The organism is Chthoniobacterales bacterium, from assembly GCA_035274845.1.
Taxonomy (GTDB): domain Bacteria; phylum Verrucomicrobiota; class Verrucomicrobiia; order Chthoniobacterales; family UBA10450; genus AV80.
In genome coordinates, this window is record DATENU010000007.1 from 54,924 (window position 1) to 79,698 (window position 24,775).

A 24,775-nucleotide genomic window follows, 5' to 3' on the forward strand; every position below is an offset into this window, starting at 1 on the left:
AACGAATGACCCGTAACGCAGCCTGCGAAGAAGGCGAGGCCGGGCTTTCCAATGACGAAAAAACAGCGAGCGGCGGAGTCACCTTGCGCCGGATGTCGTCATTCGTCATTTTCCTCCTCGCGATCTCGCTTGCGCTTGCTTCGTGCAACTCCTCCAAGCGCCTCACCAAAGCCAACGTCGACGAAGTGGCCGAAGGCATGGCCAAAAAGCAGGTGGAATCGATCCTGGGACCGCCGACGACAATCGACACGAAGGATTTCGCCCTCCTCAAAAAGACGACCTACGTCTACGCCCAGGGGAAAGATTCCATCACGATCGTTTTTAAAGACGACAAGGTGCAGTCCAAGGTCAGCACGTTGACGGAGTAATTGAACGCGTTGTTTGCCGTGGAACCGACGAACAAGCGCATTTCCGCCGAGCTGGAGCGAAAAATGGATGACGCCATCGCGCGTTACCCGGCCGATCGCAAACGGAGCGCGGCGATGCCGCTACTCCATTTGTGGCAGGAAGAGTTTGGGTTCATCAGCGACGAAGGCGTTGAGTGGATCGCGGCGAAACTGGAGCTGCAACCGATTAACATTCTCGAGCTGGTGACGTTCTACCCGATGTATCGCCAGGCGCCGGCGGGCAAAACGCACATTCGCGTTTGCCGGACGCTGAGTTGCGCGATGGCTGGAAGTTATCAAGTCATGGAGCAGGCCTGCGCTGCCGCTGGAATTGTTCGGGAACACGACGATAACGGGATGCACACCCCGGTCTCGGTGAGCAAGGACGGCAAATACAGCATCGAATTCGTCGAATGCCTGGCGAGCTGCGGCACTGCGCCGATCTGCATGGTGCAGGATGAATTGGTTGAGAACGTCGCGGCGCCAAGCGCTCCCACTCTTCTCACCGATCACCAGTCACTGATCACCAATCACCAACCCGTCCCGCACCCACTCGAGCATCGTCTTATCTTCAAGAACATCGGTCGCGCTGATTACACGCCCGACATCGACTGCTACCTCCGGCACGGCGGTTACGAGCAGTTACGAAAAGCCATCACGATGTCGCGGACAGAAATCGTCAACGAGGTGAAGACTTCCGGCCTCCGCGGCCGGGGCGGCGCGGGATTTCCCTGCGGCGTGAAGTGGGGCTTCATCAAACAGGATGAAAAGAAGCCGATCTACCTGATCTGCAACGCGGACGAATCCGAGCCGGGGACATTCAAGGACCGCTACATCATTCACGACGATCCGCATCAGTTGATCGAGGGCATCCTGATCTCGTGCTTCGCGCTCAATGCGAAGACGGCCTACATTTACATTCGCGGCGAGTTTCCCGAAGGCGCGAAGATTTTGGAGCGGGCGATTGAAGAAGCCCGCGGGAAGAACTTTCTCGGAAAAGACATGCTCGGCACCGGTTTTGACGTCGAGATTTACATTCATCGCGGGGCCGGCGCCTACATTTGCGGCGAAGAAACGGGCCTGATCGAATCCCTGGAAGGCAAGCGCGCCTATCCGCGGATCAAGCCGCCTTATTTCCCCGCCGTGCTGGGTCTCTACATGTGCCCCACCATCGTGAACAACGTCGAGACGCTGTGTCACGTTAAACACATCATCGAAATGGGCGGCGGAAAATACGCCAGCCTTGGCCGGCCAAATAACACCGGGACCCGAATCGTGTGTGTGAGCGGAGATGTCCAACGCCCAGGCTATTTCGAAATCGAAGTCGGCGCGGTAACCATGGGCCAGCTCATTTACGACATGGCCGGCGGGCCACGTTACGGCCGCCAAATCAAAGCCGTGATCCCGGGCGGCAGCTCGGCGAAAGTTTTGCGCGCCGACGAGCGGTTCAACCTGAAATTGAAACAGCCGGATGGCTCGATGGCGGAGCAGGCCGTGTCCCTTTTCGAAATCCCGATGGATTTCGATTCGCTGGCCGCAGCGGGGTCGATGGCCGGATCGGGCGGCGTGATCGTCCTCGACGACTCTCGCGACATGGTCTGGACGCTGAACAACATCAACGAATTTTACGCCCACGAGAGCTGCGGCCAATGCACGCCCTGCCGCGAAGGCTCACTCTGGATGCAAAAGATTACCGATCGCATGTTGCTCGGCGGCGGCGTAACGCAGGATCCCGACACTCTGAAGACCGTGGCGGATAACATAGCCGGGCGAACCATCTGCGCTTTTGGCGAAGCCTGCGCGTGGCCCACCCAAAGTTTCGTCGAGAAGTTCCGTGATGAGTTCGTAGCGCGGGCCCAAAAGCCGGTCCCGCCCCCCATGCCTCCAGAATTTACCCCGGGAGAATTGATCGAAGAACCAACCATCCCCGCCACTCCCCTGCCCCGCGACCCAGGCTGGGAAAAGGCCGGCACGGCCGGAAGAATTTGAGATGAACAATTGTCCTCGTCCTCGTCCTCGATCGGGCACGCTTTCGATCACGAGCACGAGCACGAGCACGAGCACGAGGACGAGGACGAGGACGAGGAAATAATGGCTGAGACCGCTACAGCGCAGCAGATGGTCAACGTCCAGATCAATGGCGTCTGGCATGAATTTCCAAAAGGGACTCGCGTGATCGAAGCGTGCGAACAGGCCGGCAGTTACGTGCCGCGCTATTGCTATCACAAGAAACTGAGCTCGCCCGGCAACTGCCGGATGTGCCTGATCGAAATGGGTCTCCCAAAAATGGGGCCGGACCGCAAACCGGAACTCGGCGAAGATGGCAAACCAGTGATCAACTGGATGCCGCGTCCCCAGATTTCATGCGCGCAGGACGTGAGCGAAGGAATGGGCATTCGGACCGACTCCCCCCTGGCGCAGGAATGTCGCAAGGGAGTGATGGAATTTCTCCTCATCAATCATCCGCTCGACTGTCCGATTTGCGATCAGGCCGGAGAATGCCGGCTCCAGGAATTCAGTGTGGAATATGGCCGCGCCGATTCGCGGTTCCTGGAAAACAAAGTCAAGAAGCCCAAGAACGTCGAGCTCGGGCCGCGCGTCACGCTCGATGACGAGCGCTGCATTCTTTGCTCGCGCTGCATTCGTTTCTGCCAGGAGATCGCGCACGACGATGTCCTCGGGTTTGTCGACCGCGGCAGTCACAGCGTGCTGACCGCGCACCCGGGCAAGCGGCTCGAAAACAATTATTCGCTCAACACCGTCGATATCTGTCCGGTCGGGGCGCTGACCTCTTCCGATTTTCGTTTCCAGATGCGCGTCTGGTTTTTGAAGGAGACCAAAAGCTTCTGCACAAGTTGCGCCACCGGGTGCAATACCATTATCGGCAGCCGTGAAGATGTCATTTATCGCCAGACCCCGCGCGAAAACGACGCCGTTAATTCCTCCTGGATGTGCGACTACGGGCGGTTGAATTTCGATTATCTCCAGTCGGACCAGCGGCTCCTTCAGCCAGAGATTCTTTCTGGCGACAAACTCATTCCAGCCGAATGGAATGTGGCGATCGCGCACGCCGCCGGGCAGTTGAAACATTTCTCGGGTTGGGAAATCGCGATTCTGGCATCCGGCCGGATGACGAATGAAGAGCTTTGGCTCACGGCGCAACTGGCCAGAGCCCTGGGAGTCGAATTGATCGACATAGTCCCGCGCACGGGGCCGGCCGATGAAATTCTGCTCAGCGCCGACCGCAATCCGAACACGAACGGAGCGCGACTCCTGGGAGTGACCTCCTATCCCGGAGCGAGACTTCGCGAGATCGTGGATGGCGTCGCCTCCGGCAGAGTCCGAGCACTGGTCGCGCTGGGGGAAAATCCGATCGAGATCGGGCTTACCGTCCCCCAACTCGGCGCCCTGCAGTCGTTTGTCCTCATGAATATGCTGGCGAATGAAGCGACGCCGGCCGCAACGGCGCTTCTTCCTTCGTTTGGTTTCGCCGAGAAACGCGGCTCGATGATTAACGGCAAAGGCCGGCTTCAACGACTGAATCGCGCCGTGCGTGGTCCCGGCCAGGCGCGCGATGATTGGGAAATTTTGCGCGACCTGATTCAGACCTATTCCGGGCGAAACGGGATTTACTCGATTGAGGATGTCTTCAAGGAAATGAGCGAAGCGGTGCCGGCCCTGGCGGGATTGAGCCTGAGCAAGATTGGAGATCGGGGCGTGCAGGTGATGGGGGACGGCCAATAGACCAATCGAGATGGACTACGCGTTTCTCATTTCATCGCTGATCAAGATCGTCGTGCTTCTGGCGGTCGTTCTTGGCATCATGAATTACGCGGTCTATGCCGAGCGCCGGATCAGCGCGCTCATCCAGGATCGGCTCGGGCCGAATCGCGTCGGCCCGGCTGGGTTATTCCAGCCGATCGCGGATGCGATGAAGTTCCTTCTAAAGGAAGATTTCACTCCCGCCCACGTTAACACCTTCTACTACTGGCTCGCGCCGTGCCTCGCGATGATCCCCGCCATCATCACCCTCGCCGTCATTCCATTCGGCAGCACTCTTTTCGGATATCCCATGGTCATCGCGGACATCAACGTCGGGGTGCTTTTTGTTTTCGCGGTCGCTTCGCTCGGAGTTTACGGGATCGTCATCGCCGGCTGGTCTTCAAACTCCAAGTATTCCTTCCTGGGTGGTGTCCGGTCGACCTCGCAGATGATCTCCTACGAATTGTCGCTCGGGCTGGCCGTGGTCCCTGTTTTCCTCCTGGTCGGACAGCTCAAATTAACTGAAGTCGTCCGCTACCAGATCGAGCACGGCTGGATGATCGCCCCCTTTGTGGGCGACTGGGGTAATTGGCACAAATGGCTGCTCGCAATTCCGATGCTGATCTCTTTTGTCGTCTTCGTCATCGCGGTCTTTGCCGAGACCAATCGCCTGCCTTTCGATTTACCCGAGGCCGAAACGGAACTGGTCGGCGGCTATCACACCGAATACGGCTCGATGAAGTTCGGCCTTTTCTTCCTCGGCGAATACGTCGCGATGATCACCGGCAGCGCCATCATCGTGACCCTCTTTTTCGGCGGCTGGCATTTTCCGGGCATCCCGGATGGATCGGCCGGCTGGGGTTGGGGGTTGGTCAACATTTTTGTCTTCTTCTCGAAGATCACGGCGCTTCTCTTCGTTTTTATCTGGGTGCGCTGGACGCTCCCCCGCTTTCGTTACGATCAACTGATGCGGCTGGGCTGGGTTTTCTTTTTCGAAATCGCGCTCGTAAACATTTTTATCATGGCGATCATCCTCGCCTATCTGCCGAGCTAATCCTGACCATGGCCCTCACCGTCCGACGTCCGAATCTCAATTTGCGGGAGCGCCTCTACCTTCCGGCCATCCTGAGCGGAATGGCCATCACGATGAGGCATTTCAAAAATATGCTTTTCGGCCGAACGAAAGTGACCATGCAGTACCCGGAAGAGAAATGGGACAGCCAGCTGCCGGAACATTATCGCGGCGCCCCCGCGCTGGTTAAGGATGAAACCGGACGCGTCCGGTGCGTGGCGTGTCAGCTTTGCGAATTCATCTGTCCCCCGCGCGCCATCAAGATCATTCCGGGGGAGTTTTCGGAGGCCGATCGCTTTGCCAAGGTGGAGAAATTTCCGCAGGAATTCGATATCGATATGATTCGCTGCATTTACTGCGGGTTATGCGAGGAGGTTTGCCCCGAACAAGCCATTTACCTTCGGAAGGATTACGCCATTACCGGCTATACCCGCGCCGACATGGTGCATCACAAGGAAAAGCTCCTGGAGATCGGCGGAGTGATGCACGGAGTCGTCTTGAAATGGAACGAGAAGAAGTGAAAGGCCATTTCAGATTGCAGATTTCAGATTGCAGATTGGAGCGCCGCGCTTGCGCTCAATCTGCAACCTGCAATCTGCAATCTGCATTCCTCCCATGAACCCGTTTCTCTTTTGGTTCTTCGCCTTCCTGATGCTGGTGTTCGGCGCCGCCGTCATCATCAATCGCAACCCGATTGCCAGCGCGCTCAGTCTCGTCATCTGCTTCCTGGGGCTGTCAGCCCTGTTCATGTCGCTCGATGCGTTCTTCATCGGGATCATCCAGGTCCTGGTTTATGCCGGCGCCGTGATGGTGCTTTTTCTTTTCATCATCATGTTGCTCGATCTGCGCGTCGAAGTGCGGCGCAAAACAAATTTCGTGGCGTTCGCCGGCGGAATCGCCGTCGCCCTGGCCTTTTTTGTTCAGCTTTGTTTTGTGGTGGGACAAATGAGCGCCGCAAAGGAACCCATCCCTCCGCTGGCGGCCGGCAGGACCGATGACGTTCATAGCGTGGGCGTGGCTCTTTTCACCAATTACACTCTTCCTTTCCAAATCATCGGCGTGCTGGTCCTGGTCGCGACGATTGGCGTGATCGTGCTGAGCAAGAGGGAGCTCCGATAACATGGTGACCCTGGGCCAATATCTGGTTGTCAGCGGTTTGCTTTTCACGATTGGATTCGCCGGCGTCATGCTCCGCCGCAACATCATCATTATCTTCATGTCGCTGGAGTTGATGTTGAATGCCGCCAACCTCTCTCTGGTCGCCTTTTCTCGCTTTCGGCTGACCGCCGACGGAATGCCGAACTACAACGCGCAGGTCTTCGTCTTCTTCATCATTACCGTGGCCGCCGCCGAAGTCGCGGTGGGCCTCGCCATTATCGTGGCGCTCTACCGCGCCCGGCAGACGACCCATGTCGAAGACATCAACTCGCTGAAATTCTGAATGAAAGCCGCCGCGCGTATTTCATGAGCGCCCTGCCCTGGTATCTTTTGCTCCTGCCCTTGTTTGCGGCAGCCGTGATCGTTTTGTTCACGAAATCATCGCCGGGCCTGAGCAGTTTCATTTCCGTCGGCGCGGTCGTGGGAAGCTTCCTTTGCAGTTGCCTGGTCTTTGCGCAGGCCGACATCCAGACGTTTGAGCTGATTTGGATCGATCTTCGCCCGCTCCTCTATGTGCCGCTGGGGTTTGTTCTCGATAACCTGGCGAAAACGATGCTCGTGCTCGTCACCGGGATCGGCGCGCTTATCCATATTTATTCCCTCGGCTACATGCGGGACGATCCGGGCAAGTCCCGCTACTTCGCGTCGCTTTCCTTCTTCATGTTCTCGATGCTCGGAATTGTCGTTTCGAACAATTTCGTGATGATGTTCATTTTCTGGGAGCTGGTGGGCGTCAGTTCCTATCTGCTGATTGGCCACTGGTTTGACCGCGACACGGCGGCGGCCGCCGCCAAGAAAGCGTTTTTGACAAATCGCATCGGCGATTTCGGCTTCATGCTCGGAATCCTCATGGCCTGGACGGCGACGGGCTCCGTTCTTTTCAGCGAAATGAATCACGAACTGGGCCGGATCACGAGTTACCCCGGGTACCTTACCGTCTCCGCGCTGCTCATCTTTTGCGGCGCGATGGGCAAGTCCGCGCAATTCCCGCTTCACGTTTGGTTGCCCGATGCGATGGAAGGCCCCACGCCGATCTCCGCTTTGATCCACGCGGCAACGATGGTGGCCGCCGGCGTTTACATGCTGGTGCGGGTCAGCTTCCTGTTTCAAGCGTCCGCCGAGGCGCTCTGGGTGATCGCCTGGATTGGAACGATCACCGCGGTCATGGCCGCACTCATCGCCACGCAACAAAACGACATCAAACGCATTCTGGCCTACTCAACCCTGTCGCAGCTCGGATACATGGTGATGGCGGTGGGGCTCGCCTCGGGAGAGGCCGCGATGTTCCACCTGTTTACCCACGCGTTCTTCAAGGCGCTTCTCTTCCTCTGCGCCGGATCGATCATCGTGATGCTGCACCACGAACAAAATATATGGAAGATGGGCGGACTGGCGGGCCGCCTCGGCATCACCTTTCTCACCTTCCTGGTCGGGACGCTTGCCCTGATTGGGTTTCCGCCCTTCAGCGGTTTTTTTAGCAAGGACGCCATCCTGGCGTTGGCCTACGAAAAAGATCGCGCTATTTTTTGGCTTGCCCTTTTTACGGCGTTTCTGACCGCGTTCTACATGCTGCGCCTGGTGGTGGTGGTTTTCTTTGGCAAACCACGCAGCGACCAGGCGCGAGCGGGACGAGAAGCGCCTTGGGTGATGATCGGGCCGCTCGTTCTCCTCGCCCTTCCGGCCTTCGCATCGGGCTTTGGATTTGTCGCGAAACTCTTCGTCCAACTGCCGGCTGAGAAAGAGACGGACTGGCTCGTCCCCGGGATGGCTCTGGCCGCCACTGTCGCCGGCGCCACCGCCGCCATCGTCCTTTATCGCAACCGGCAAAGCGAACCGATGGACTTCGCACTGCTTCGAAAGCGTTTCTATTTCGACGAACTCTATGCGTTTCTGATTGCCGCGACCCAGGGACTACTGGCTGCCCTGGCCGCGTTCATTGACCGCTGGATCCTCGACGCCGGTTTCATCCGGGGCGCCAGCACCGCCACCTGGGGTATCGGTTCGCTGCTTCGGTTATTTCAGGTCGGAAACCTCCAGGCCTACTCGTTCCTTTTCGGGCTGGGGATCGTCGCGCTCATCTACTTCACGATTTTCCGATGATCCTGCCTTTCATTGTCTTTCTTCCGATCGCGGCTGCCGTGGCAATCCTGCTGGGAGCGCCTGCCCGAAGAACGGCTCTTTGGGCTGCAGGCCTGACGCTGGGAGCGACCCTGCTCGCTTACCTTTTATTCGAAGGTGGCCGGCGGGGTTTTGAAATGGTGATGTCGTTTCCCATCAGCGCCGATTGGAAGATCAACTTCACGCTTGGGGTCGACGGACTGAGCGTGATGATGCTGCTCCTCACCGCCCTGGTAACCCTGGCGGCCGTCTGGTTTACCGGCGAAATCGGGCAGCACCCAAATGCCTTTTATGCCTGTCTTCTTTTCATCGCCGCCGGGGCGCTGGGGGCATTCGCGTCGCTCGATCTATTTTTCTTTTATGCCTTCCATGAGCTCGCCCTGATTCCCACCTTCCTTTTGATCGGAATCTGGGGCACGGGTAATCGGCAGGCGGCGGCGTGGAAAATCACGATCTACCTGGCGACCGGAAGTTTCATTCTCCTGCTTGGCCTGATCATGCTTTACCGCGCAGTCCCCGAAGCGGCGCGAAGCTTTGATTTTCGGGCGTTGCACGCGGCCGCAGGGGCGATCCCGGCTGCTGCGCAAGGACGCATCTTCCTTATCCTGCTGGTCGGTTTCGGAATTCTGGTTTCGCTCTTTCCGTTTCACACCTGGGCGCCCGAGGCGTATGCCTCCGCTCCGGCGCCGGCCGCGATGTTGCACGCCGGGGTCCTGAAGAAATTCGGATTGTATGGATTGTTGCGGCTCGCGTTGCCGCTCCTGCCGGAGGGCGCCCAGCAATACAGCACGCTCCTGATCGTGTTGTTGCTCGGCAACATCATCTACGTCGGGTTGGTCACCATCGCGCAAAAGCGGCTCGATTGGATGTTGGGTTACTCGAGCGTAATGCACATGGGTTACATTTTCCTGGGGATCGCCAGCGGTACCCTACTCGGGACCAGCGGAGCCGCGGTTCTGATTTTCGCCCACGGAATTTCCATCGCCCTTCTCTTCGCTATCGCCGGAGAAGTCCGCCAGCGCACCGGGACCCTGGTGCTGGAGGAACTGGGAGGTCTTGGAAAATTAATGCCACGCGCGGGCCTGGCGTTTGGATTCGCCGCCTTCGCGTCGATTGGTCTGCCGGGCTTCGCCAATTTTGCCGGCGAAGTGATGGTGCTTTTCGGCGCTTTCCGGAATGGGGCGAACCCGGAGCGCTTTGGGATTTACCAAATCGCAACCGTGCTGGGTCTCTGGGGGATAGTAATTTCCGCTGTCTATATGTTGCGGGCGTATCGCCGGGTTTTCATGGGCGCGTTGGGGGAATCGCTCGGCGGCGTCACCGACCTCCGCCAGAGCCTCCGCGTTCCAATCATGCTCCTCGTCGCCATGACGATTTGGTTCGGGGTCGCTCCGCAATCGTTCCTCAAGCTGGTCACGCCAACTTTCAAAAGTTATTTCAGCGCGAAACCATGATGATCGCCGCTCCCAGTCTCGAAATCGCGGTGCTCGTTCTCGGTTTGCTCGTGCTCCTCTTTGAAGCGTTCGCGGAGGGAATCGACAAGAGGACGTTTGCGATCACCGCCATCGCCGGTCTTGCTACCGTCTTGCTCGCGAGTTTCTTCCTTGTTCCCGCGGTCCCGGACGCGGCCTCCTCTGGTTTCTGGAGTTTTTACACCGCTGATCCCCTGGCGATTTTTTTCAAACGCTTCGCTCTCGTCACGACCATCATCGTCCTGGTCATGATGATCGATTACGCACCGGTCGTGCGGGATTCGATTCCCGGCGCGACGCCTCAGTCAGGGCTGGGCGAATTCTTTGCGCTCCCGATTTTCACCTGTGCCGGCCTGATGTGGATGGCGTCCGCGATCGATTTCGTGATGATTTTCGTCTCGCTCGAGCTCGTGTCCATTTCGCTTTATGTCCTGGTCAGTTTCACCCGTCGCAATCCCGCTTCTCTTGAGGCCGGGGGGAAATATCTGATCCTGAGTGCTGTCTCGACGGGCTTCCTGGTTTATGGGATCACCTGGGTTTTCGGCGTCACTGGCGAAACCAGTCTTGCCCGGATCGCGACCGCGCTAACCCAACCCGGGATCGAAGAGGGCCCGGCTCTTTTCGGGATGGTTCTTATTCTCGTGGCGCTGGGATTCAAAATCGCCGCGGTGCCTTTTCAAATTTGGGTTCCCGATGTCTACCAAGGCGCGCCCACTCCGGTCACCGCTTACCTTTCCGTGGGATCGAAAGCGGCGGGGTTCGTCGTCCTTTTGCGCGTGCTTCAACCGTTCCTGATGCTGCCTCGAATGGAGCGTCTGCTCATGGCGATGGCGCTGCTTACGCTCATCTATGGAAATCTGGCCGCGCTCCCGCAGAGCAATCTCAAACGGCTCCTCGCTTATTCGAGCATCGCGCACGCGGGTTATCTTCTCATCGGCGTGGTCTGCCTCGATGGGATGGCCGTCGCCTACTACCTCGTCGCTTATCTGCTCATGACGCTCCTGAGCTTCGCCGTCCTGGTGGTAGTGGCGAAACACACCGGCGACAACATCGAAGACTTCAACGGCCTCGCCCGGCGGTCGCCATTCCTGGCTTTCGCGATGTTGATCGCGATGGCGTCGCTTGCGGGCATCCCTTTTACCGCCGGTTTTCTGGGCAAATTCTACATCTTCAATGCCGCCATCGAACACCATCAGACGGCCCTGACGGTCGTTGGCATCATCACAGTTGCCTGCGGCTTTTATTATTACTTCAAGATCGTCCGGGCCATGTACTGGGAAACGCCCGTGGGCGACGCGGCGGTGCCGCTGAGCGGATTGTCGCGGGCGACCATGGCAGCGCTGATCGCCGGCATCATTTTTCTGGGCGTCTATCCGCAGCCCGTCCTAAATGCGCTCAAGGGGCCGGCTGTTGCGGTCACCGCGTCGGTCAACCACTGAATGAAACCGCGGATTACGCAGATTTCACGGATCTGAAGAAGGCATTTGCCATAACATCCGGGCCATCCGCGTAATCCGCGGTTCAAAACTCAATCGCTCAGCTCTACGTTCCAGTAGGCAAGATCGACAAAGTGCCGCCAGCTTTCGTGGTGTTGCGACGTGAACGTCACATGGACAAATGGCCGCCATTTCGGCCGCTTCGGTCTTCGGATAAGAGTCATGTGCGCTTCATGCGGGAGGCGGTTTCCCTTGCGCGTGTTGCAGGAGATGCACGAGCAAACCACGTTCTCCCAGGTCGTCAGTCCCCCCTTATCGCGGGGCAGGACGTGGTCGAGATTCAATTCGGTCCGCTCGAAAGTTCCGCCGCAATACTGGCACATGTTTTTGTCGCGCTCGAAAACGTTGTGGCGGGTGAACTTCACTTCCTTTTTCGGCAACCGATCGAACAGGAGGAGGACGATCACTCTCGGCACGCGGATCTTCCACGAGATGGTGGTGACGACCTCATGGTCCGGCGCGGTCACGGAAAAATCACGCCAGCTCGCAAAGTCATGGGTCAGGAAGTTGTTGGAAGGATCGGAGGAAACCACCTGGGCATGACCCTGGTAAAGCAGGGTGAAAGCACGCCTGGCGGAACAAATATTGACGGCCTGCCAGAGGCGATTCAGCACCAGAACCTGAGTATTAAGCAGGGTATGCACGTCGGCGTAAATTGCGGCGACGGTATCACCGCCGATTTTTCCTGTCAACGCGGGTACGCTCCCCCGGGACGCCCCGGGGTGGAATCCCGAGTCAGTGCCCGGTAAGGCCGTGGCCCTCTGGAATCCTCATCATGGTCGAGGCGCTACCCTCCCCGGCCCGCTCCTGTATGTTTCGAACCGAGGCGCGGTCCATTCCCACGACGTTTCGCGGATTTGTCTCACCTGCTTCCACCCAGCGCCCCAAATTACTTCCGGTCCCACTTTTCACCCAAAAGTAGCGAACGCCCTGGATGATCCTTTCGTTGGATGCGATGGGCCGTTCGCTGACGATCTGGCCGGTGATCTGAAGCGTGGATGTTACCGGGACCTTCATGGCAACGCCACCCGCGCTGAATCTCTCCCCCGGCACGGAATCGGCGGTAATCTTTTTCGTCCCGGCGGCGACGACGATCAGATATCGGTCGCCCTTAAGCGTTCCGTTGTTTGCGTCAAACTGCACCACGTACTTTCCGGGACCAAGTCTGCCGGTGATGAAGAGACCCGCGGCGTTGGTCCTGCCTTGGAACGTGGTCTTACCGCTGGCATCGGAGACCGCCACGTTAATGGCTGGCAGCCCGGCCAGAACGGGCGAGGCCAGGAGAAAAGAAAACAGAATGTTCCGGATCGCGCTCTTCACAAGCCGATCGTATCTCGGACTGGAGCGCTTCGACAAGCTCAAGCTTCAGCCGACTCGCGCATCCCGTGCCGAAACTGTCGACTCAGAAGCATCTCCGAGTTCTACTTCTGCAGCCGCACAAGAGCCTCGATCATCTCCGGACTCCGCATCCGCATCTCTTCGCGATGAATCGCGGCCAGTCCAGCCAGGAGCCGATCACCTTCGGGCGTCAGCTTCAGGAAAACCTGACGTCGATCCAGGACACCCGGCTCGCGCTGGAGGAGCGATATCGCCTCGAGTTTGTCCACGATACCCACCGCCGTGTTGTGCTTCACCTGCAGCCGTTCACTCAAGTCGCCGATGGTGAGACCGGTCGAAGCGGAAAACGCCTTCAACGCCAGGAGCGCCTCATATTGTTCGGGGGTCAGCTTTGCCTCGTGGGCCAGGGTTCGCTTACTGAAGCTCAAAAATTTTCGCATCGCATACCGGAAATCGGCGAGCGCATCATAATCCTCTGCCTGGAGTGAACGCGTCATGGCCAGAGAGGTATACGGAAGAAGTTTTTCTGCCCAGCTCAAAAGAATTGGGATACGGACACTATTTGCTCAAACCTCATAATATATCGGTTGCCGATATATTGGCATGAACGGTGCTTATAATTATTATAACATGAAAACCAAATTTGGTTCGCGCCAGTCCGCCTTCACTCTCGTCGAAATCATGATCGTCGTGGCGATCATCGCCTTGCTCGCCGCTATCGCGGTTCCAGGATTCCTCCGCGCCCGGAAGCGCTCCCAAGCCAGCCGCATCATCAATGATCTGCGCCTGATCGACTCCGCAGTCGACCAGTATGCCATCGAAACGAACCGCTCGAGTGGGTTTTCCGTTAACACCGTCGATTGGACCAATTATCTCAAAAAAGACACCAACCTTTATCTGACCGGCAAAGATATTCTCGGCAACAGCTTCGGTCAGCAGGGAGTCGATTCTCTCCCGAAAGTGCCGACGTCCAGCTACAATGCTCTTTCGGACGTCGCAGACGCGACTTTCTGGTCGCCTTACAACTAAGAGCGACCTATCCGTCCGCGACCCATATTGCGGACCTCAGGATGAAGGCAGGCGCGAGCCTGCCTTCGTCGTTTTGTGGATGCCCGGCCCGGGCTGTTTGCCCGGGTTTCAGCGAAGAAAATACTCGCAAAACGAGTAACAACTCGAGAGCCGATATTTCCGGCGCAACTGCTGCTGTAATTTCCATAACATGAAACGCCAGCTCGATTCCAAGCCGACTGCCTTCACGCTCGCCGAAATCATGATCGTGGTCGCTATCATCGCCTTGCTCGCGGTCATTGCGGTCCCTGGTTTTCTTCGCGCGCGCAAGCGAACGCAAGCGAGCCGCGTTCTCAACGATCTGCGCATGATTGATTCCGCGGTCCATCAGTATGCCATCGAGACCAACCGATCCGGCGGGTTTGCGGTTGGAACCGCCGATTGGACGAACTATCTGAAAGTCGGAACGAACCTCTATCTGACCGGCAAGGACATTCTAGGGAACACCTTCGGTGAGCAGGGCGTCGACTCCATCCCGAAAGTCCCGACCGCCAGCTTCAACGCCCTCTCGGACGTGGCGGACGCCGGCTTTTGGTCGCCTTACAACTAAGAAAGATATTTCAGTCCGCGGCATTTTGCGGACTTCAGGATGATGGCAGGGCAGCCGGTCTTCGTTGTCTAACGGATAAGCATTCGGGTCCGATCTTTGCCCTTAACGAAATCACCCGGAGCGCGCTTCCGGTCGTGAGCCGCGGAGCCGGCGGCATCGCCAAGCTCCTGTTCGTCGACCGGCAGGAACTCCTTGAACCGGCCTTTGTCGATCGCCTTCATAAACGCTTCCCGGGGTGAGACCGCCCCCTCTTGCAGCAAAGCCTGGATCGCGTCGTCCATGAATTGCATCCCCTGCCCTTTGCCCGCCACGATGACGTCCTGAAGCTTTTGGGTCGCGCCTTCCCGGATGATGGCGGAGACAGCGGGGTTCGCGATGAGAATCTCATTCACGGCGATCCGTCCGGACCCGTCCGCCTTCTTCAGGAGCAATTGCGCCAGCACTCCCCGCAACGAATTCGCCAGCATGGTGCGAATCTGCGCCTGCTTGTTTGCCGGGAAGGCGTCCACCAGGCGGTCGATCGTCTTGCGCGCGTTGTTGGTGTGGAGCGTGCCGAACACCAGCAATCCGGTCTCCGCGGCAGTCAGCGCGAGGGAGATTGTTTCCAGGTCGCGCATCTCGCCCACGAGGACAATGTCGGCATCTTCCCGCAGGGCGGCCTTGAGCCCGCCGGGAAACGAGGCGCAATCGACCGGGACTTCGCGTTGGGTAATGAGGCTAAGTTTGTTCGCATGCACGAATTCGATCGGCTCCTCGATCGTAACGATATGTCGCGCGAAATTTTCGTTTAGGTAATCGATCAACGCCGCCAGCGTCGTTGATTTTCCCGAGCCGGTAGGACCGGTCACGAGGACCAAGCCGCCCCGAAGACGTCCAAATTGTTTTACCACCGGCGGAATTCCCAGCTCATCCAGGCTGGCGATCGCAGCCGGGATCAGGCGAAAAACCGCACCGTAACCGTTCGTCTGTTTGAGGTAGTTGCAGCGGAACCGGGAGCGGTCAGGCATTTCGTAGGCGAAATCAAGATCGCCGCGCTCCTCGAATAATTTCCAACTCTCCGGGCCGCAAATCTCACTCAACATCGCGACCGCTTCGTCGCGCGTCACGGCCTCTTCCCGAATCGGCATAACATCCCCATGCCGCCGCATCTTCGGCGGCTGACCCTGGGCAATGTGTAAATCCGAGCCGCCATGTTCGACGATGATGCTGAGAAATTGATCAAGGTAAGACATTTTTTGAACCGCGGATTACACGGATTACACGGATGACACGGATGGGATTCAGGAATGAAAGTCAGGGAGGTTAGGCTCGGGTTTCTGACGAACGACACGTTTCCAATCCAGTTTTGTGTTCTTGAAGTTTAGGAGCAACGCGAGTTCAAGACCGGTGATGTTCAGATAGCCGATCATTTGGGCGATGTGTGTCTCGCTAGACGCACTGACCACCTTTGGGTCGACGATCACTACGCGATCGACAATCAAATCAGGGATGAGGTTGCCGATTAATTCAGCTTGATAGAAAACCGGAAAGGATTGTTGAACAGCGACCACATGGCCACGTCGACGCAACTCGATCGCTAGCGCGCGTTCGTATAAGGATTCGTCGAGCCCCGGCTTGAGCTCGTTAAGAACCTCCATCGCGATTCCGATGATCGCGCCACTCAATTGCTCGTGAATCATCTTCCCCATCCGTGTCATCCGCGTAATCCGCGGTTCTCCTTCTGTTCCATCCGTGCCCCGGCTTCCTCCTCCGTGATCGTCCCCTGATCGCGGAGCGCGGCCAGCGCGTCATCCATCAACCGCATTCCCTGTTTCTTCCCGGTCTGAATAATGCCGGGCAACAGGTAGGTCTTGGCTTCGCGAATTACATTCGCTACGGCCGGCGTGTTGGTCAGAATCTCCAGGGCGACTACTCGTCCCTGGCCGTCGGCGCGGGGGACCAACTGCTGACTGATGATCCCGCGCAACGATTCGCTCACCATCATTCGAACCTGGTCTTGTTGTTCTACCGGAAAAACATCGAGCAGCCGGTCGAGGGTCCGGGCAGCATTGCCGGTGTGCAAAGTCCCTAGGACTAGGTGACCCGTTTCGGCGGCGGTAATGGCGAGGGAGATCGTTTCCAGATCGCGCATTTCACCAATAACGATCACATCGGGATCTTCGCGCAACGCTCCCCGCAAAGCCGCGTGGAAAGAGCGGGAGTGAGTCGGCACTTCCCGTTGCGTGATGTGACAACCTTTCGGTTCGAAAATGTATTCGATTGGATCCTCGACGGTAATGATGTGTTCGCGGCGCTCCAGGTTCACCTGTTCGACCAGCGCGGCGAGCGTCGTCGATTTCCCGCTGCCCACGGAGCCCGTCACGAGGATGAGGCCGTTCTGATAGCGCGTCAGCAATTTCAGAGCTGACGGAAGCCCAAGCTCGTCCATCGTTCGCACCTGTGAATTGATGACCCGAAAGACGAGATCCAGGCCGAGCCGCTGCCGGACGACACTGGTTCGAAAGCGCCCAAAACTGTTGGCGTAAGCAAAGTCCGCGTCGCCTTGCTCCTGGAGGCGAGCCTTTTGCACCTTGCTGAGCAATGGCTCCGCGAGCGCGGCGATTTCCCGGGCAGTGAGCTTCGCCGCGTCGGAAGAGATCGGTTGCAGCGTGCCGTGCAACCGCCAGACCGGTGGAGAGTTTACCGCGAGATGAATATCCGAGGCTTCGGCGGTGAGACCGAGAGCAAGGAAATCGTCAACGTGAGAAAAGCAGGGCGCACTTGTGCCGAGCGTGTCCGTGGGGGCGGTCATGGGGGGCCGCCACGATCATTAGCTGGGGGCTACGATTGCGTAAACCCAAATCTAATACACCGCGGATTACGCGGATAACGCGGATGCAAAACAGAAATGTCCATTCCCCCATCCCATCCGTGTCATCCGCGTAATCCGCGGTTCAAATTGATACCAGCCTGACTCTACGAACGCCGCGGCCCGCCGCTGGCGCGTGCGGCATAACTGCCCACTTGTTTCGCGAGGAATGCGGTAATGGTCGGCTTGAGGGCCGTAGCGAGCAGCCGAAGCGCGCCCAGCGCCAGACCCGCGCCGAGAAGTCCTTCCTTCTGCTGTTCTCCCCGGCTTTTCCCTCTTGGCCCCTTAACCTGAACCTTCTTGGTTCGCGCTGGCATCACGGCGAAGACGACGCCTACGACGATCGCGGCGCCAATCCAGAGAACGGTCTGGCGTTGAAACGACTTCCGGAACTTGAGCGGGAAATCGAGCTCATACCGCAGCCCGCTGAGATCGCGCCCGAGCCGATCACGCGAATGAGCAGCTTCCTGCCTTAATTCGTGGAGCGATTTTTCTTGTCCAGGTTCTTGAGCCATTCGCGATCCTTCTTCAATTCCGTTCCCGTCATTTCAAACATCGATTTGTGCATCCGGCCGCGCGCGACCATCACACAGACGAACGCGAGCAGGAAATGCAACCCGGCCGCCATCAGGCTGATCTTCACCCACGAAATATGGAGGGCGTGCGCTATTCCGAAGATCGCGCTGGCCACCAGGAAGATGTAGCCGAAAACGACCAGGAACGCCGCCACCGCCAGGCATCCCACCAGGACCAGCACATGGACCAGCGCCGTCTTCGATTCCTTCGCGAAGAGCGCGATCCGGCTCTCCAGGAATCCCACCAGGGAATTGACCAGCGAGACCAGACTATGGAGCAAGCCGGCGTGTCCCGCGGGATTGCGGAACCGCATCGTTTCGCCAGCCATGCGGCCCAACCGTTAGCGGCGGAAAATCAACCCGAGAACAAACCCGATCCCGAGCGCGGTAAAGACCGCCTTGGTGGGATTTTCACGGATATATTGCTCGCCATCTTCCTGCAGTGTCCGGGCGCGTTCCCGCGCGTCATCCCAGACTTGCTCGGCTTTGTCGCGGTACTCCCCCGCCATTGCCCCGGCGGCCGACTTCAGGTCCTCGGCCACAGCGCCGGCCGCCGAACGGAGATCGTCCGCGGCTCTGCGCACATGGGTTTTGCTGCTTTCGAATTTGTTTTGCGCGGCGGGCGGGATGAACCCGCTGTCGCCTTGGGTCGTAGTTTTGTTTTCTTCAGCCATTTTAGTGTCCTGCTTCTTTTTCTTCGTCTTTCGCTGCGTCTTTTTCACCGCACGCATGCGCTAATGATAGTCCTCTTCAACTAAAACGAAACTCGCGATTTGATTGCGTCTATTTCCCGCCAGTTTGGGAACAAATTCAACCGCGGATTACGCGGATTTAACGGATAAGGATCAGATCGGAGGAGAATTTCTTTCTCATCCGAGTAATCCGCGAAATCCGCGGTCGATCTCCGATCCGATCAACATGTCACTCGTCACATGTCACTCGTCACTGTTCCTTATTTTTCCCTGAAGATGATCCGCGCCTTGGTCAGATCGTAAGGGGAAAGTTCCACTTCCACCTTATCGCCCGGGACGATTCGGATGAAATGCTTCCGCATTTTGCCCGAGATATGGGCGAGAACGTTGCGGTTCCCCGGCAATTCGACCCGGAACATGGTTCCCGGCAGCACCTGCGTCACCGTTCCTTCTGTCACGATCTGTTCCTCTTTCGGCACGACGGATCATAGGCAGGAATGACGTTCTTCTCAACTTACAGATCACTGAAATTGAACCGCGGATGACTCGGATAACTCGGATCGGGAATTGGTAGGGACGGTGCGCTGCGGAGAGCGCCGCTCCTTGGTTTTGAACCGCGGCTACTCAGAAACGGACGGCGCAGCGCGCCATCCCTACCCTTCCCCATCCGTGCCATCCGCGTAATCCGCGGTTCAATTCTTCAAGTGGCAGCGGACGCCACGTTTCACCTTCTACGGTCTCACGGTTACCGCCGTCCCGACGTGGGCGGCTTCGTAGAACTGGCGGGCCTTCCAGTACGGCATCCGGATACAGCCGTGCGAAGCGGGAACGCCGGGCAGATAGCCCTGGTGCAACCCGTAGCCAGGCGAGAACTCGACGAAGAACGGCATCGCGGCCCCGACGAAATGGGAGTGCGGCGGCTTGCTGTCTTTCCGGCTGTCGACGTTTGCCTTCACTACCCGGCCGGAGTTGTCCACATAGTTGCCGTAGAGACTCGAACGATGATCGATGTCTTTCCGGATCACGCTGAACCTGCCCACAGGAGTACGATGACCTTCGCGCCCGCTCGAAATTCGGGAGGAGGCGGTGCGGTGTTTGCCTCGATAAAGATACGCCTCTTGTTCGCCCAGATCGACGACGATGGAAGCGCGCCCGGAATGGCGCTCCGGGATGTGTGACGTGACGAGGTCGGTGACGGTGTTGACGGTTCCGCAGCCGGTCAATGCCGCCGCGATCGCGCTGAGCGCACAGAATTGAGCGAGTCGATTTGCCATGTTTTTAGCGGTGCTCCTAACTTGAGAGGCGGATATTGCCGATGATTGTTGCACAGATGCTTCGTTGTTTCCTGATCTTCATCGTGTGCCTCCTTCTTGCCGGCTGTGCGTCGGACGACCCATTGTCGACCTCGATGGAGAATCACACCCCCGTGGCGGGCGAGTCGACTCCGCCTCCGGCGACCGGCACGCGTCGCGGTTGGGCCTGGTGATTATCTGCCTTGGAAGTCGTCGAGCGAAATTGCCGGCAGATATTCTCCGCGCTCCTCGCGTTTCCAATACGCGCCGTTGGCTCGATGTTCGGGCCAGGTTGTGAAACGATAATCGTAAATCCTGGCGCGAACATAACGGGGCGGACCCTTCGGAAAGGGATTTTGGGCGAACAAACTGGTGACGTCCGGAGACGAGCGAAGCAGTCGTTCCAGGAGGCTGACGAACCAGGGATTGTGCCGGTAGGTCCCGAGCGCGGCGAACCACATTTGCCAGTCGAGGCGCGGCTGGTGCGGCGCGACCCCACCGCGGGGCCTGGTCGAGGCGCCCCGGCTTCCATTTGAACTCGTATGAAAGCCACTCGATTCCATCCACGCTTCCTTCAATGATGATTTCCGGCCGCGTTTTGGTCATGACGCGGAACAGGCCGTAGCCACTCACGACATGGAACGATTCGAGATAGCCGGCGAGTGTCGCGATCGGCCGCGGCCAGCGGACTTCGGGTCTAAACGCGGAAAAGATGAACATGGCGTTAACCGGAAGCGTGATGAGCAGCACGATCAACCCTGGTAGGGACGCCGCGCTGCGGCGTCCGTCGACGCGCGCGTCATTCCTGGCCTCGGGCGGACGCCGCCGCGCGGCGTCCCTACCAAACGAATCCTCAAAGAGCAGCAGGCAGAGCGCGATCGTCAGCAGATTGAAGAAGCAATAATTGCCCGTCGCCGCGATCGCGATTTGGAGCCCGATCAGGAGAATTCCAGCGATATGGCGGAAACGCCGCGGCGCCCAAATGAAAAACGGCGCGGCGATTTCAATGATGAGGCAAAACGCGACCGAGAATTTTTTGAACCATTCGGGATGCTGATCGAACCACCAGCCGAGGACAGTCGGCAACGGCTGCGTCCAGTAATGGTAATCGAGGGCGGTCAGGTTCCACCACGAGTCGTCGCCGCTGGTCAGTTTTACCACCCCGGACATCAGCATGAGCTTGAAGAGAAGCAGCTTGAGCAGAAACAATCCGACGCGCGACAGCGGCGCTTCATTGCCGCGCCGCATCCGCCAAACCATTGGAGCAAAGAAGAGCGCAAGAAACCCGGTTTCCAGAAGAAGGATGTCCCATTGGAAGCTCAGGAATGTTTGGCCCGCGATGGTGAGCGAGAGATAGAGAACGAAAAGCAGCCCGAGCGAAAGGACTGGCGCCAGCCCCACCATTAACAGAACCGAAATGATTGCACCGGCCGCGCAAAGAAAATGGAGAAAGCCGGTGCTGGAATTGAACCAGCAGAGCGTGGGGAGCGCGAGGAAAGCGTCGCTGCCAAACTGTTCTCGAATCCTGGCGAGATACGGACCGACCGGCGAGATGCCGTTCTCGCCGATCAGGCCGTCGACCTGGAACCAAAGCGAAACGAAAGCGATAAAATAGATCGCGCCGAGCGAGCGCACGAAAAGGTCGCGCGCGCCGAAGTAGTTGGGACGACGGACCTCGTTGCCCCAAAGCATCCGGGTGAAGAACGACGCGATCCGGCGATTGCGCGCCACGAAGCCGTAGGCCGCTTCGGTGACGGGTGCAAAACCTGGCAGGTGCTCGTGGCACCAGAGCAAAGCCCGTCCTGCGCGAGCCGTACCTAACGAGCGGAACACGGCTTCCGCGCCGCGATAGACGGTTCCGTCCCGGTCAACGAAATGAAGCGCTGCCTCGAAGTTCTCACGCGGGATTTCCGGAAACCGGGTCGCAGCTTCCTGGTAAGGCGCGTACTCGACCGCGCCCCCGGTCATATCGCGCCAACGCTCGATCCAGCGCCGGCAGAACCGGCAGTCGCCATCGAAGATAACAAGCGGCTTCGAGGGCGGATTGGGCACGCGGTTCGTTTGCGCCATTAATAGATGTTGCGACTTACCTTGGGGAACGTCCACTCCGCGCTTATTGGAGCGGGCGCGCCGTCGCGCTGTAGCGGCGGTCTCAGACCGTCGATCGAACGGTTGTCACGGCCGGTTGTATTCCCGGGCCGCGCGCTCCTCCGCCGGCGCGATGGCGCGCCGGCTCCAATGCTCGGCGGTGAGACACCGCCGCTACAGATCAGAGGGCGGTTTGGAAAGCGCCCCTCCTTGGTCACAAATCAAACTCAGCCCAGATCGGGGCGTGATCGCTGGGTTCCTTGCCCTTGCGCATCTCCCGATCGATCCCGGCTCCGCTGCACTTGTCCGCCACCGTTCGGCTCGCCAGGACCGCGTCGATCCGCAGTCCGCGGTTCTTTGGGAACGCCAGCATCCGATAATCCCACCAGGTGAATAAGCCCGGCTCCCGATGATGAAGCCGAAGGGTATCGACCAATCCGATCTTGCACAGCTCGTCAAAGGCGCGGCGCTCACCCTCCGAGCACATGATCGCGCCTCGCCACAGCGCAGGGTCGTAAACATCCTCGTCCTGCGGCGCCACGTTGAAATCGCCGCAGACGACCAGCGGCCCGTCTCGCTTCTCACCTTCCAGGCAATTCCGCAGCCGCCCGTACCACTTCAGCTTGTAATCGTACGCCGGCGACCCCACCGCCTGCCCGTTCGGCGCGTAAACGGAATAGACGCGCACCTTTCCGATGGTGGCTGCGATAACGCGCGCCTGCGGGTCGTCTTCTTCGTCGCAAAGCGACGCGCGCACTTCCTCCGGCTCAGCCTTCGAAACGATAGCGACGCCGTTGTACGATTTCTGCCCGTGAAATGCGGAATGATAACCCGCGGCTCTCAGGTCGAGCACCGGGAACTGATCATCGGTGCACTTCGTCTCCTGGAGACAGACGACGTCCGGCTGAGTGGCCGCGAGCCAGCCGAGGAAGCGTTCCTGGCGGCGGCGCAGCGAATTGATATTCCAGGATACGATTCTCATCTCTTGTAGCGGCGGTCTCTGACCGCCGAAATCTTCACACCCCGGCGGTCAGAGACCGCCGCTACAGCTACAATTCCAACTCCACCCCCGGCGCTGGCACAATGACTTCCGAGCCCGGCAACTCCGCGGCCAGCTGCGCCCGGGTCCATTCCACCGCGGGCACGTCGCCATGCACGAGCACGATTTTCTTCGGCGCGAGTTTTTTTACATAACTGACAATCGATTCGCGTGACGCGTGCGCACTGAATTGGAATTGCTCGATCTGGCAACGTAACGGCTGCGCGGGCTCGTCCGGATCAAGCGACACCATGTCTCCGGGCCGGGCCGCCTTGAGGACGCCAGCCGGCGATTCGGGGTCGGCGAACCCAACAAAGAAAATCGAGGCTTTCGGATTTTCGAGGACGCGCCGCGCGAAAATATTGGAGAGCGTTTTGGGCGTCATCATGCCACTGGAAAGAGCGTAGAGATGCCCGGGACGGGCGGTGGCGTCGTGAATGGTCTGGCCGTTCAAGATAAAAGGATCGACTTGCTCCATCAATTGCAAACGAGGCAGCAGCCGGCGAGTGGTCATGGCGCGGCGATCGTAGATCTCCGTCATCTTCACGCTCAGCCCGCCGATGTAGACCGGGAAATCCCCGAGCAATTTCTCCCGCCGAAAGTTGTGAATCATTCCGAGCGCTTCCTGCGTTTTGCCCAAGGCAAACACCGGCATAAGAATGCAGCCGCCCCGGCTGAACGCCCGTTGAATGGCTTCCGCCAGCCGCCGCTCTTCGCCGGCGCGCGTGAACCCTTCCGGAAGCGGGCTGTCGCCGCGCGTCGTTTCGATGATCAACACATCGACGCCCGATTCGGGAAAGACCGCGCCCTTTGTGATCGTCTGGTCGTCGAAGTTCACATCGCCGCTGTAAAAAATAGTGCGGCCTTCCGCGCGCAGAATCACTCCGGCTGCGCCAAGGACATGACCCGCGTCCACGAATTCGACGGTGAGCGTGCCTTCTTCGTGCGGCTTCGCCCGCTCCCCCGCGAGCGTGAACGGCTGGCCCAGCGGGCACCAGCGCCACCGGTCCGTCGCGCGATCCGTTTCCTTGTGGGTGAAGAGCGGATAGATCGCAACGCCGATTTCCTCCCGTTGCCGCATCATAACGCTGACCGAGTTGTGCAGCAGGGCGCTGCCGATTTCAGCGGTCGCTTCCGTCATGAAAATGCACGCGTCTGGCTGGCGCCGCATCAGAACCGGGAGGGTGCCGATGTGGTCGAGGTGGGCGTGCGAGATGATAATTCCATCGAGCGGCCGATCACCCAGCACGGAGAGGTTCGGGAGGGCGGCTTCCCCTTCCTCTTTGGGATGCATCCCGCAGTCGAGAACGAGCCGCTGCCCGGCCGCCTCGAGGTAATAGCTATTGGCGCCGATCTCGGTGCGACGCGTGAGATTCGTGAACTTCAATTTCGGCTCTTCCTCTTGCTCTTCCTCTTGCTCTTACTCTGCTTCCCCATAACGCTCGCCGTCTTCTTGAACACGAGCCATCAGACTGTTCGTTAGTCCAATCAACATCGAGACAATTTCCAGGAGCTGCTCCTTCCCAGAACGGATCGTTTCCGCCTGAATCAGTCGCTTCGCCACCAATACATCGAGACACGCGGCGCATTCGAGCGCTGACCCGCGCGCGATATCCAGAAAACGGCAACGATCCCGAATCGCAAATTTTCCATTTCCTTCGGCGATATTGAGCGGAACGCTCGTGGAGGCGCGGTCGAGTTGATCTTTCGCCGCCGCCTTCCCTCTTACCTGAGCAAGCAGATCGGTCGACCAAGTAACAAACACTATGGCCGATTGATAAACCTTAAGTCTCTCGTGATCGAATGAGGGGCGCATTCGAT

The 24,775-nt window shown here is 58.5% G+C and carries 27 protein-coding genes; 12 read left to right on the forward strand and 15 right to left on the reverse strand.

The features are described from left to right. Window positions 1–5: 5 nt before the first annotated feature. From bamE to VJU77_02870, 10 genes are all read left to right on the forward strand, one after another. A complete protein-coding gene (bamE, locus tag VJU77_02825) occupies window positions 6–368 on the forward strand; it encodes an outer membrane protein assembly factor BamE (GenBank protein ID HKP02271.1) in 363 nt (120 codons plus the stop codon). Between the two features lie 18 nt (window positions 369–386). After that, a complete protein-coding gene (nuoF, locus tag VJU77_02830; GenBank protein ID HKP02272.1) occupies window positions 387–2,375 on the forward strand; it encodes an NADH-quinone oxidoreductase subunit NuoF in 1,989 nt (662 codons plus the stop codon). Between the two features lie 9 nt (window positions 2,376–2,384). Beyond that, complete coding sequence (locus VJU77_02835) at window positions 2,385–4,130, forward strand: molybdopterin-dependent oxidoreductase (protein ID HKP02273.1); 1,746 nt, start codon at window positions 2,385–2,387, stop codon at window positions 4,128–4,130. 10 nt (window positions 4,131–4,140) lie between these two features. Continuing rightward, entirely contained in the window at window positions 4,141–5,202 is a 1,062-nt protein-coding gene (nuoH, locus tag VJU77_02840; protein ID HKP02274.1) for an NADH-quinone oxidoreductase subunit NuoH, read from the forward strand. Between the two features lie 8 nt (window positions 5,203–5,210). Beyond that, entirely contained in the window at window positions 5,211–5,741 is a 531-nt protein-coding gene (locus VJU77_02845) for an NADH-quinone oxidoreductase subunit I (protein ID HKP02275.1), read from the forward strand. A 94-nt stretch (window positions 5,742–5,835) separates the two neighbouring features. Beyond that, window positions 5,836–6,339 carry an NADH-quinone oxidoreductase subunit J gene (locus tag VJU77_02850; protein HKP02276.1) on the forward strand — a complete coding sequence of 168 codons (504 nt, stop codon included), beginning with the start codon at window positions 5,836–5,838 and terminating at the stop codon, window positions 6,337–6,339. Between the two features lies 1 nt (window position 6,340). Further along, window positions 6,341–6,661 carry an NADH-quinone oxidoreductase subunit NuoK gene (gene nuoK, locus VJU77_02855; GenBank protein HKP02277.1) on the forward strand — a complete coding sequence of 107 codons (321 nt, stop codon included), beginning with the start codon at window positions 6,341–6,343 and terminating at the stop codon, window positions 6,659–6,661. 23 nt (window positions 6,662–6,684) lie between these two features. Next, complete coding sequence (gene nuoL, locus VJU77_02860) at window positions 6,685–8,478, forward strand: NADH-quinone oxidoreductase subunit L (protein HKP02278.1); 1,794 nt, start codon at window positions 6,685–6,687, stop codon at window positions 8,476–8,478. Further along, window positions 8,475–9,950, forward strand: coding sequence for an NADH-quinone oxidoreductase subunit M (locus VJU77_02865; protein ID HKP02279.1), 1,476 nt, complete (start codon window positions 8,475–8,477; stop codon window positions 9,948–9,950). Before nuoL ends, VJU77_02865 begins: the two co-directional genes overlap by 4 nt. After that, the gene (locus VJU77_02870) at window positions 9,947–11,407 is read left to right on the forward strand and encodes an NADH-quinone oxidoreductase subunit N (GenBank protein HKP02280.1); all 1,461 of its coding nucleotides are present in this window, start codon (window positions 9,947–9,949) and stop codon (window positions 11,405–11,407) included. The genes VJU77_02865 and VJU77_02870 overlap by 4 nt, the downstream gene beginning before the upstream one ends. Before the next feature lie 89 nt (window positions 11,408–11,496). On the opposite strand, the gene VJU77_02875 is transcribed toward VJU77_02870, so the two are convergent. From VJU77_02875 to VJU77_02885, 3 genes are all read right to left on the reverse strand, one after another. Continuing rightward, window positions 11,497–12,156, reverse strand: a complete 660-nt coding sequence (locus VJU77_02875) for an HNH endonuclease (protein HKP02281.1) — start codon at window positions 12,154–12,156, stop codon at window positions 11,497–11,499. Between the two features lie 43 nt (window positions 12,157–12,199). Further along, the gene (locus VJU77_02880) at window positions 12,200–12,784 is read right to left on the reverse strand and encodes a hypothetical protein (GenBank protein ID HKP02282.1); all 585 of its coding nucleotides are present in this window, start codon (window positions 12,782–12,784) and stop codon (window positions 12,200–12,202) included. 101 nt (window positions 12,785–12,885) lie between these two features. Continuing rightward, entirely contained in the window at window positions 12,886–13,299 is a 414-nt protein-coding gene (locus tag VJU77_02885) for a MarR family transcriptional regulator (protein HKP02283.1), read from the reverse strand. Window positions 13,300–13,432: 133 nt separating this feature from the next. Between VJU77_02885 and VJU77_02890 the strand changes: the two genes are divergently transcribed. Beyond that, window positions 13,433–13,831, forward strand: a complete 399-nt coding sequence (locus tag VJU77_02890) for a prepilin-type N-terminal cleavage/methylation domain-containing protein (GenBank protein HKP02284.1) — start codon at window positions 13,433–13,435, stop codon at window positions 13,829–13,831. A 190-nt stretch (window positions 13,832–14,021) separates the two neighbouring features. Beyond that, complete coding sequence (locus VJU77_02895; protein ID HKP02285.1) at window positions 14,022–14,420, forward strand: type II secretion system protein; 399 nt, start codon at window positions 14,022–14,024, stop codon at window positions 14,418–14,420. A gap of 68 nt (window positions 14,421–14,488) precedes the next feature. Here VJU77_02895 and VJU77_02900 read toward each other — a convergent pair whose 3' ends face one another. From VJU77_02900 to VJU77_02955, 12 genes are all read right to left on the reverse strand, one after another. Beyond that, window positions 14,489–15,652, reverse strand: a complete 1,164-nt coding sequence (locus VJU77_02900; GenBank protein ID HKP02286.1) for a type IV pilus twitching motility protein PilT — start codon at window positions 15,650–15,652, stop codon at window positions 14,489–14,491. A 48-nt stretch (window positions 15,653–15,700) separates the two neighbouring features. Further along, on the reverse strand, window positions 15,701–16,099 hold the full coding sequence (locus tag VJU77_02905) for a GxxExxY protein (GenBank protein ID HKP02287.1): 399 nt from the start codon (window positions 16,097–16,099) through the stop codon (window positions 15,701–15,703). Between the two features lie 14 nt (window positions 16,100–16,113). Next, window positions 16,114–17,211: a PilT/PilU family type 4a pilus ATPase gene (locus VJU77_02910; GenBank protein ID HKP02288.1), complete on the reverse strand. Its 1,098-nt coding sequence runs from the start codon at window positions 17,209–17,211 to the stop codon at window positions 16,114–16,116. 164 nt (window positions 17,212–17,375) lie between these two features. Further along, the gene (locus tag VJU77_02915; GenBank protein HKP02289.1) at window positions 17,376–17,783 is read right to left on the reverse strand and encodes a hypothetical protein; all 408 of its coding nucleotides are present in this window, start codon (window positions 17,781–17,783) and stop codon (window positions 17,376–17,378) included. Beyond that, window positions 17,741–18,172 (reverse strand): phage holin family protein, encoded by a 432-nt coding sequence (locus VJU77_02920; GenBank protein HKP02290.1) that lies wholly within the window; start codon window positions 18,170–18,172, stop codon window positions 17,741–17,743. The genes VJU77_02915 and VJU77_02920 overlap by 43 nt, the downstream gene beginning before the upstream one ends. A gap of 12 nt (window positions 18,173–18,184) precedes the next feature. After that, complete coding sequence (locus VJU77_02925) at window positions 18,185–18,517, reverse strand: hypothetical protein (protein ID HKP02291.1); 333 nt, start codon at window positions 18,515–18,517, stop codon at window positions 18,185–18,187. Window positions 18,518–18,795: 278 nt separating this feature from the next. Then, window positions 18,796–19,014: a translation initiation factor IF-1 gene (gene infA / locus VJU77_02930; protein ID HKP02292.1), complete on the reverse strand. Its 219-nt coding sequence runs from the start codon at window positions 19,012–19,014 to the stop codon at window positions 18,796–18,798. A gap of 252 nt (window positions 19,015–19,266) precedes the next feature. Further along, window positions 19,267–19,809 carry a L,D-transpeptidase family protein gene (locus VJU77_02935; protein ID HKP02293.1) on the reverse strand — a complete coding sequence of 181 codons (543 nt, stop codon included), beginning with the start codon at window positions 19,807–19,809 and terminating at the stop codon, window positions 19,267–19,269. Between the two features lie 78 nt (window positions 19,810–19,887). Then, window positions 19,888–21,897: a lipase maturation factor family protein gene (locus tag VJU77_02940; protein HKP02294.1), complete on the reverse strand. Its 2,010-nt coding sequence runs from the start codon at window positions 21,895–21,897 to the stop codon at window positions 19,888–19,890. 232 nt (window positions 21,898–22,129) lie between these two features. Continuing rightward, window positions 22,130–22,897, reverse strand: coding sequence for an exodeoxyribonuclease III (xth, locus tag VJU77_02945; protein HKP02295.1), 768 nt, complete (start codon window positions 22,895–22,897; stop codon window positions 22,130–22,132). Window positions 22,898–22,964: 67 nt separating this feature from the next. Beyond that, the gene (locus VJU77_02950; protein HKP02296.1) at window positions 22,965–24,341 is read right to left on the reverse strand and encodes an MBL fold metallo-hydrolase; all 1,377 of its coding nucleotides are present in this window, start codon (window positions 24,339–24,341) and stop codon (window positions 22,965–22,967) included. Between the two features lie 33 nt (window positions 24,342–24,374). Beyond that, a complete protein-coding gene (locus VJU77_02955) occupies window positions 24,375–24,770 on the reverse strand; it encodes a four helix bundle protein (GenBank protein HKP02297.1) in 396 nt (131 codons plus the stop codon). Window positions 24,771–24,775 lie beyond the last annotated feature (5 nt).

Excerpts from the sequence above, each read along its gene's own strand:
- bamE (HKP02271.1), top strand. The coding sequence starts at position 6 with ATGACCCGTAACGCAGCCTGCGAAGAAGGCGAGGCCGGGCTTTCCAAT.
- nuoH (HKP02274.1), top strand. The coding sequence starts at position 4,141 with ATGGACTACGCGTTTCTCATTTCATCGCTGATCAAGATCGTCGTGCTT.
- VJU77_02845 (HKP02275.1), top strand. The coding sequence starts at position 5,211 with ATGGCCCTCACCGTCCGACGTCCGAATCTCAATTTGCGGGAGCGCCTC.
- VJU77_02850 (HKP02276.1), top strand. The coding sequence starts at position 5,836 with ATGAACCCGTTTCTCTTTTGGTTCTTCGCCTTCCTGATGCTGGTGTTC.
- nuoK (HKP02277.1), top strand. The coding sequence starts at position 6,341 with ATGGTGACCCTGGGCCAATATCTGGTTGTCAGCGGTTTGCTTTTCACG.
- nuoL (HKP02278.1), top strand. The coding sequence starts at position 6,685 with ATGAGCGCCCTGCCCTGGTATCTTTTGCTCCTGCCCTTGTTTGCGGCA.
- VJU77_02865 (HKP02279.1), top strand. The coding sequence starts at position 8,475 with ATGATCCTGCCTTTCATTGTCTTTCTTCCGATCGCGGCTGCCGTGGCA.
- VJU77_02870 (HKP02280.1), top strand. The coding sequence starts at position 9,947 with ATGATGATCGCCGCTCCCAGTCTCGAAATCGCGGTGCTCGTTCTCGGT.
- VJU77_02885 (HKP02283.1), bottom strand. The coding sequence starts at position 13,299 with ATGACGCGTTCACTCCAGGCAGAGGATTATGATGCGCTCGCCGATTTC.
- VJU77_02890 (HKP02284.1), top strand. The coding sequence starts at position 13,433 with ATGAAAACCAAATTTGGTTCGCGCCAGTCCGCCTTCACTCTCGTCGAA.
- VJU77_02895 (HKP02285.1), top strand. The coding sequence starts at position 14,022 with ATGAAACGCCAGCTCGATTCCAAGCCGACTGCCTTCACGCTCGCCGAA.
- VJU77_02900 (HKP02286.1), bottom strand. The coding sequence starts at position 15,652 with ATGTCTTACCTTGATCAATTTCTCAGCATCATCGTCGAACATGGCGGC.
- VJU77_02905 (HKP02287.1), bottom strand. The coding sequence starts at position 16,099 with ATGATTCACGAGCAATTGAGTGGCGCGATCATCGGAATCGCGATGGAG.
- VJU77_02910 (HKP02288.1), bottom strand. The coding sequence starts at position 17,211 with ATGACCGCCCCCACGGACACGCTCGGCACAAGTGCGCCCTGCTTTTCT.
- VJU77_02915 (HKP02289.1), bottom strand. The coding sequence starts at position 17,783 with ATGGCTCAAGAACCTGGACAAGAAAAATCGCTCCACGAATTAAGGCAG.
- VJU77_02920 (HKP02290.1), bottom strand. The coding sequence starts at position 18,172 with ATGGCTGGCGAAACGATGCGGTTCCGCAATCCCGCGGGACACGCCGGC.
- VJU77_02925 (HKP02291.1), bottom strand. The coding sequence starts at position 18,517 with ATGGCTGAAGAAAACAAAACTACGACCCAAGGCGACAGCGGGTTCATC.
- VJU77_02935 (HKP02293.1), bottom strand. The coding sequence starts at position 19,809 with ATGGCAAATCGACTCGCTCAATTCTGTGCGCTCAGCGCGATCGCGGCG.
- VJU77_02940 (HKP02294.1), bottom strand. The coding sequence starts at position 21,897 with ATGGCGCAAACGAACCGCGTGCCCAATCCGCCCTCGAAGCCGCTTGTT.
- xth (HKP02295.1), bottom strand. The coding sequence starts at position 22,897 with ATGAGAATCGTATCCTGGAATATCAATTCGCTGCGCCGCCGCCAGGAA.
- VJU77_02955 (HKP02297.1), bottom strand. The coding sequence starts at position 24,770 with ATGCGCCCCTCATTCGATCACGAGAGACTTAAGGTTTATCAATCGGCC.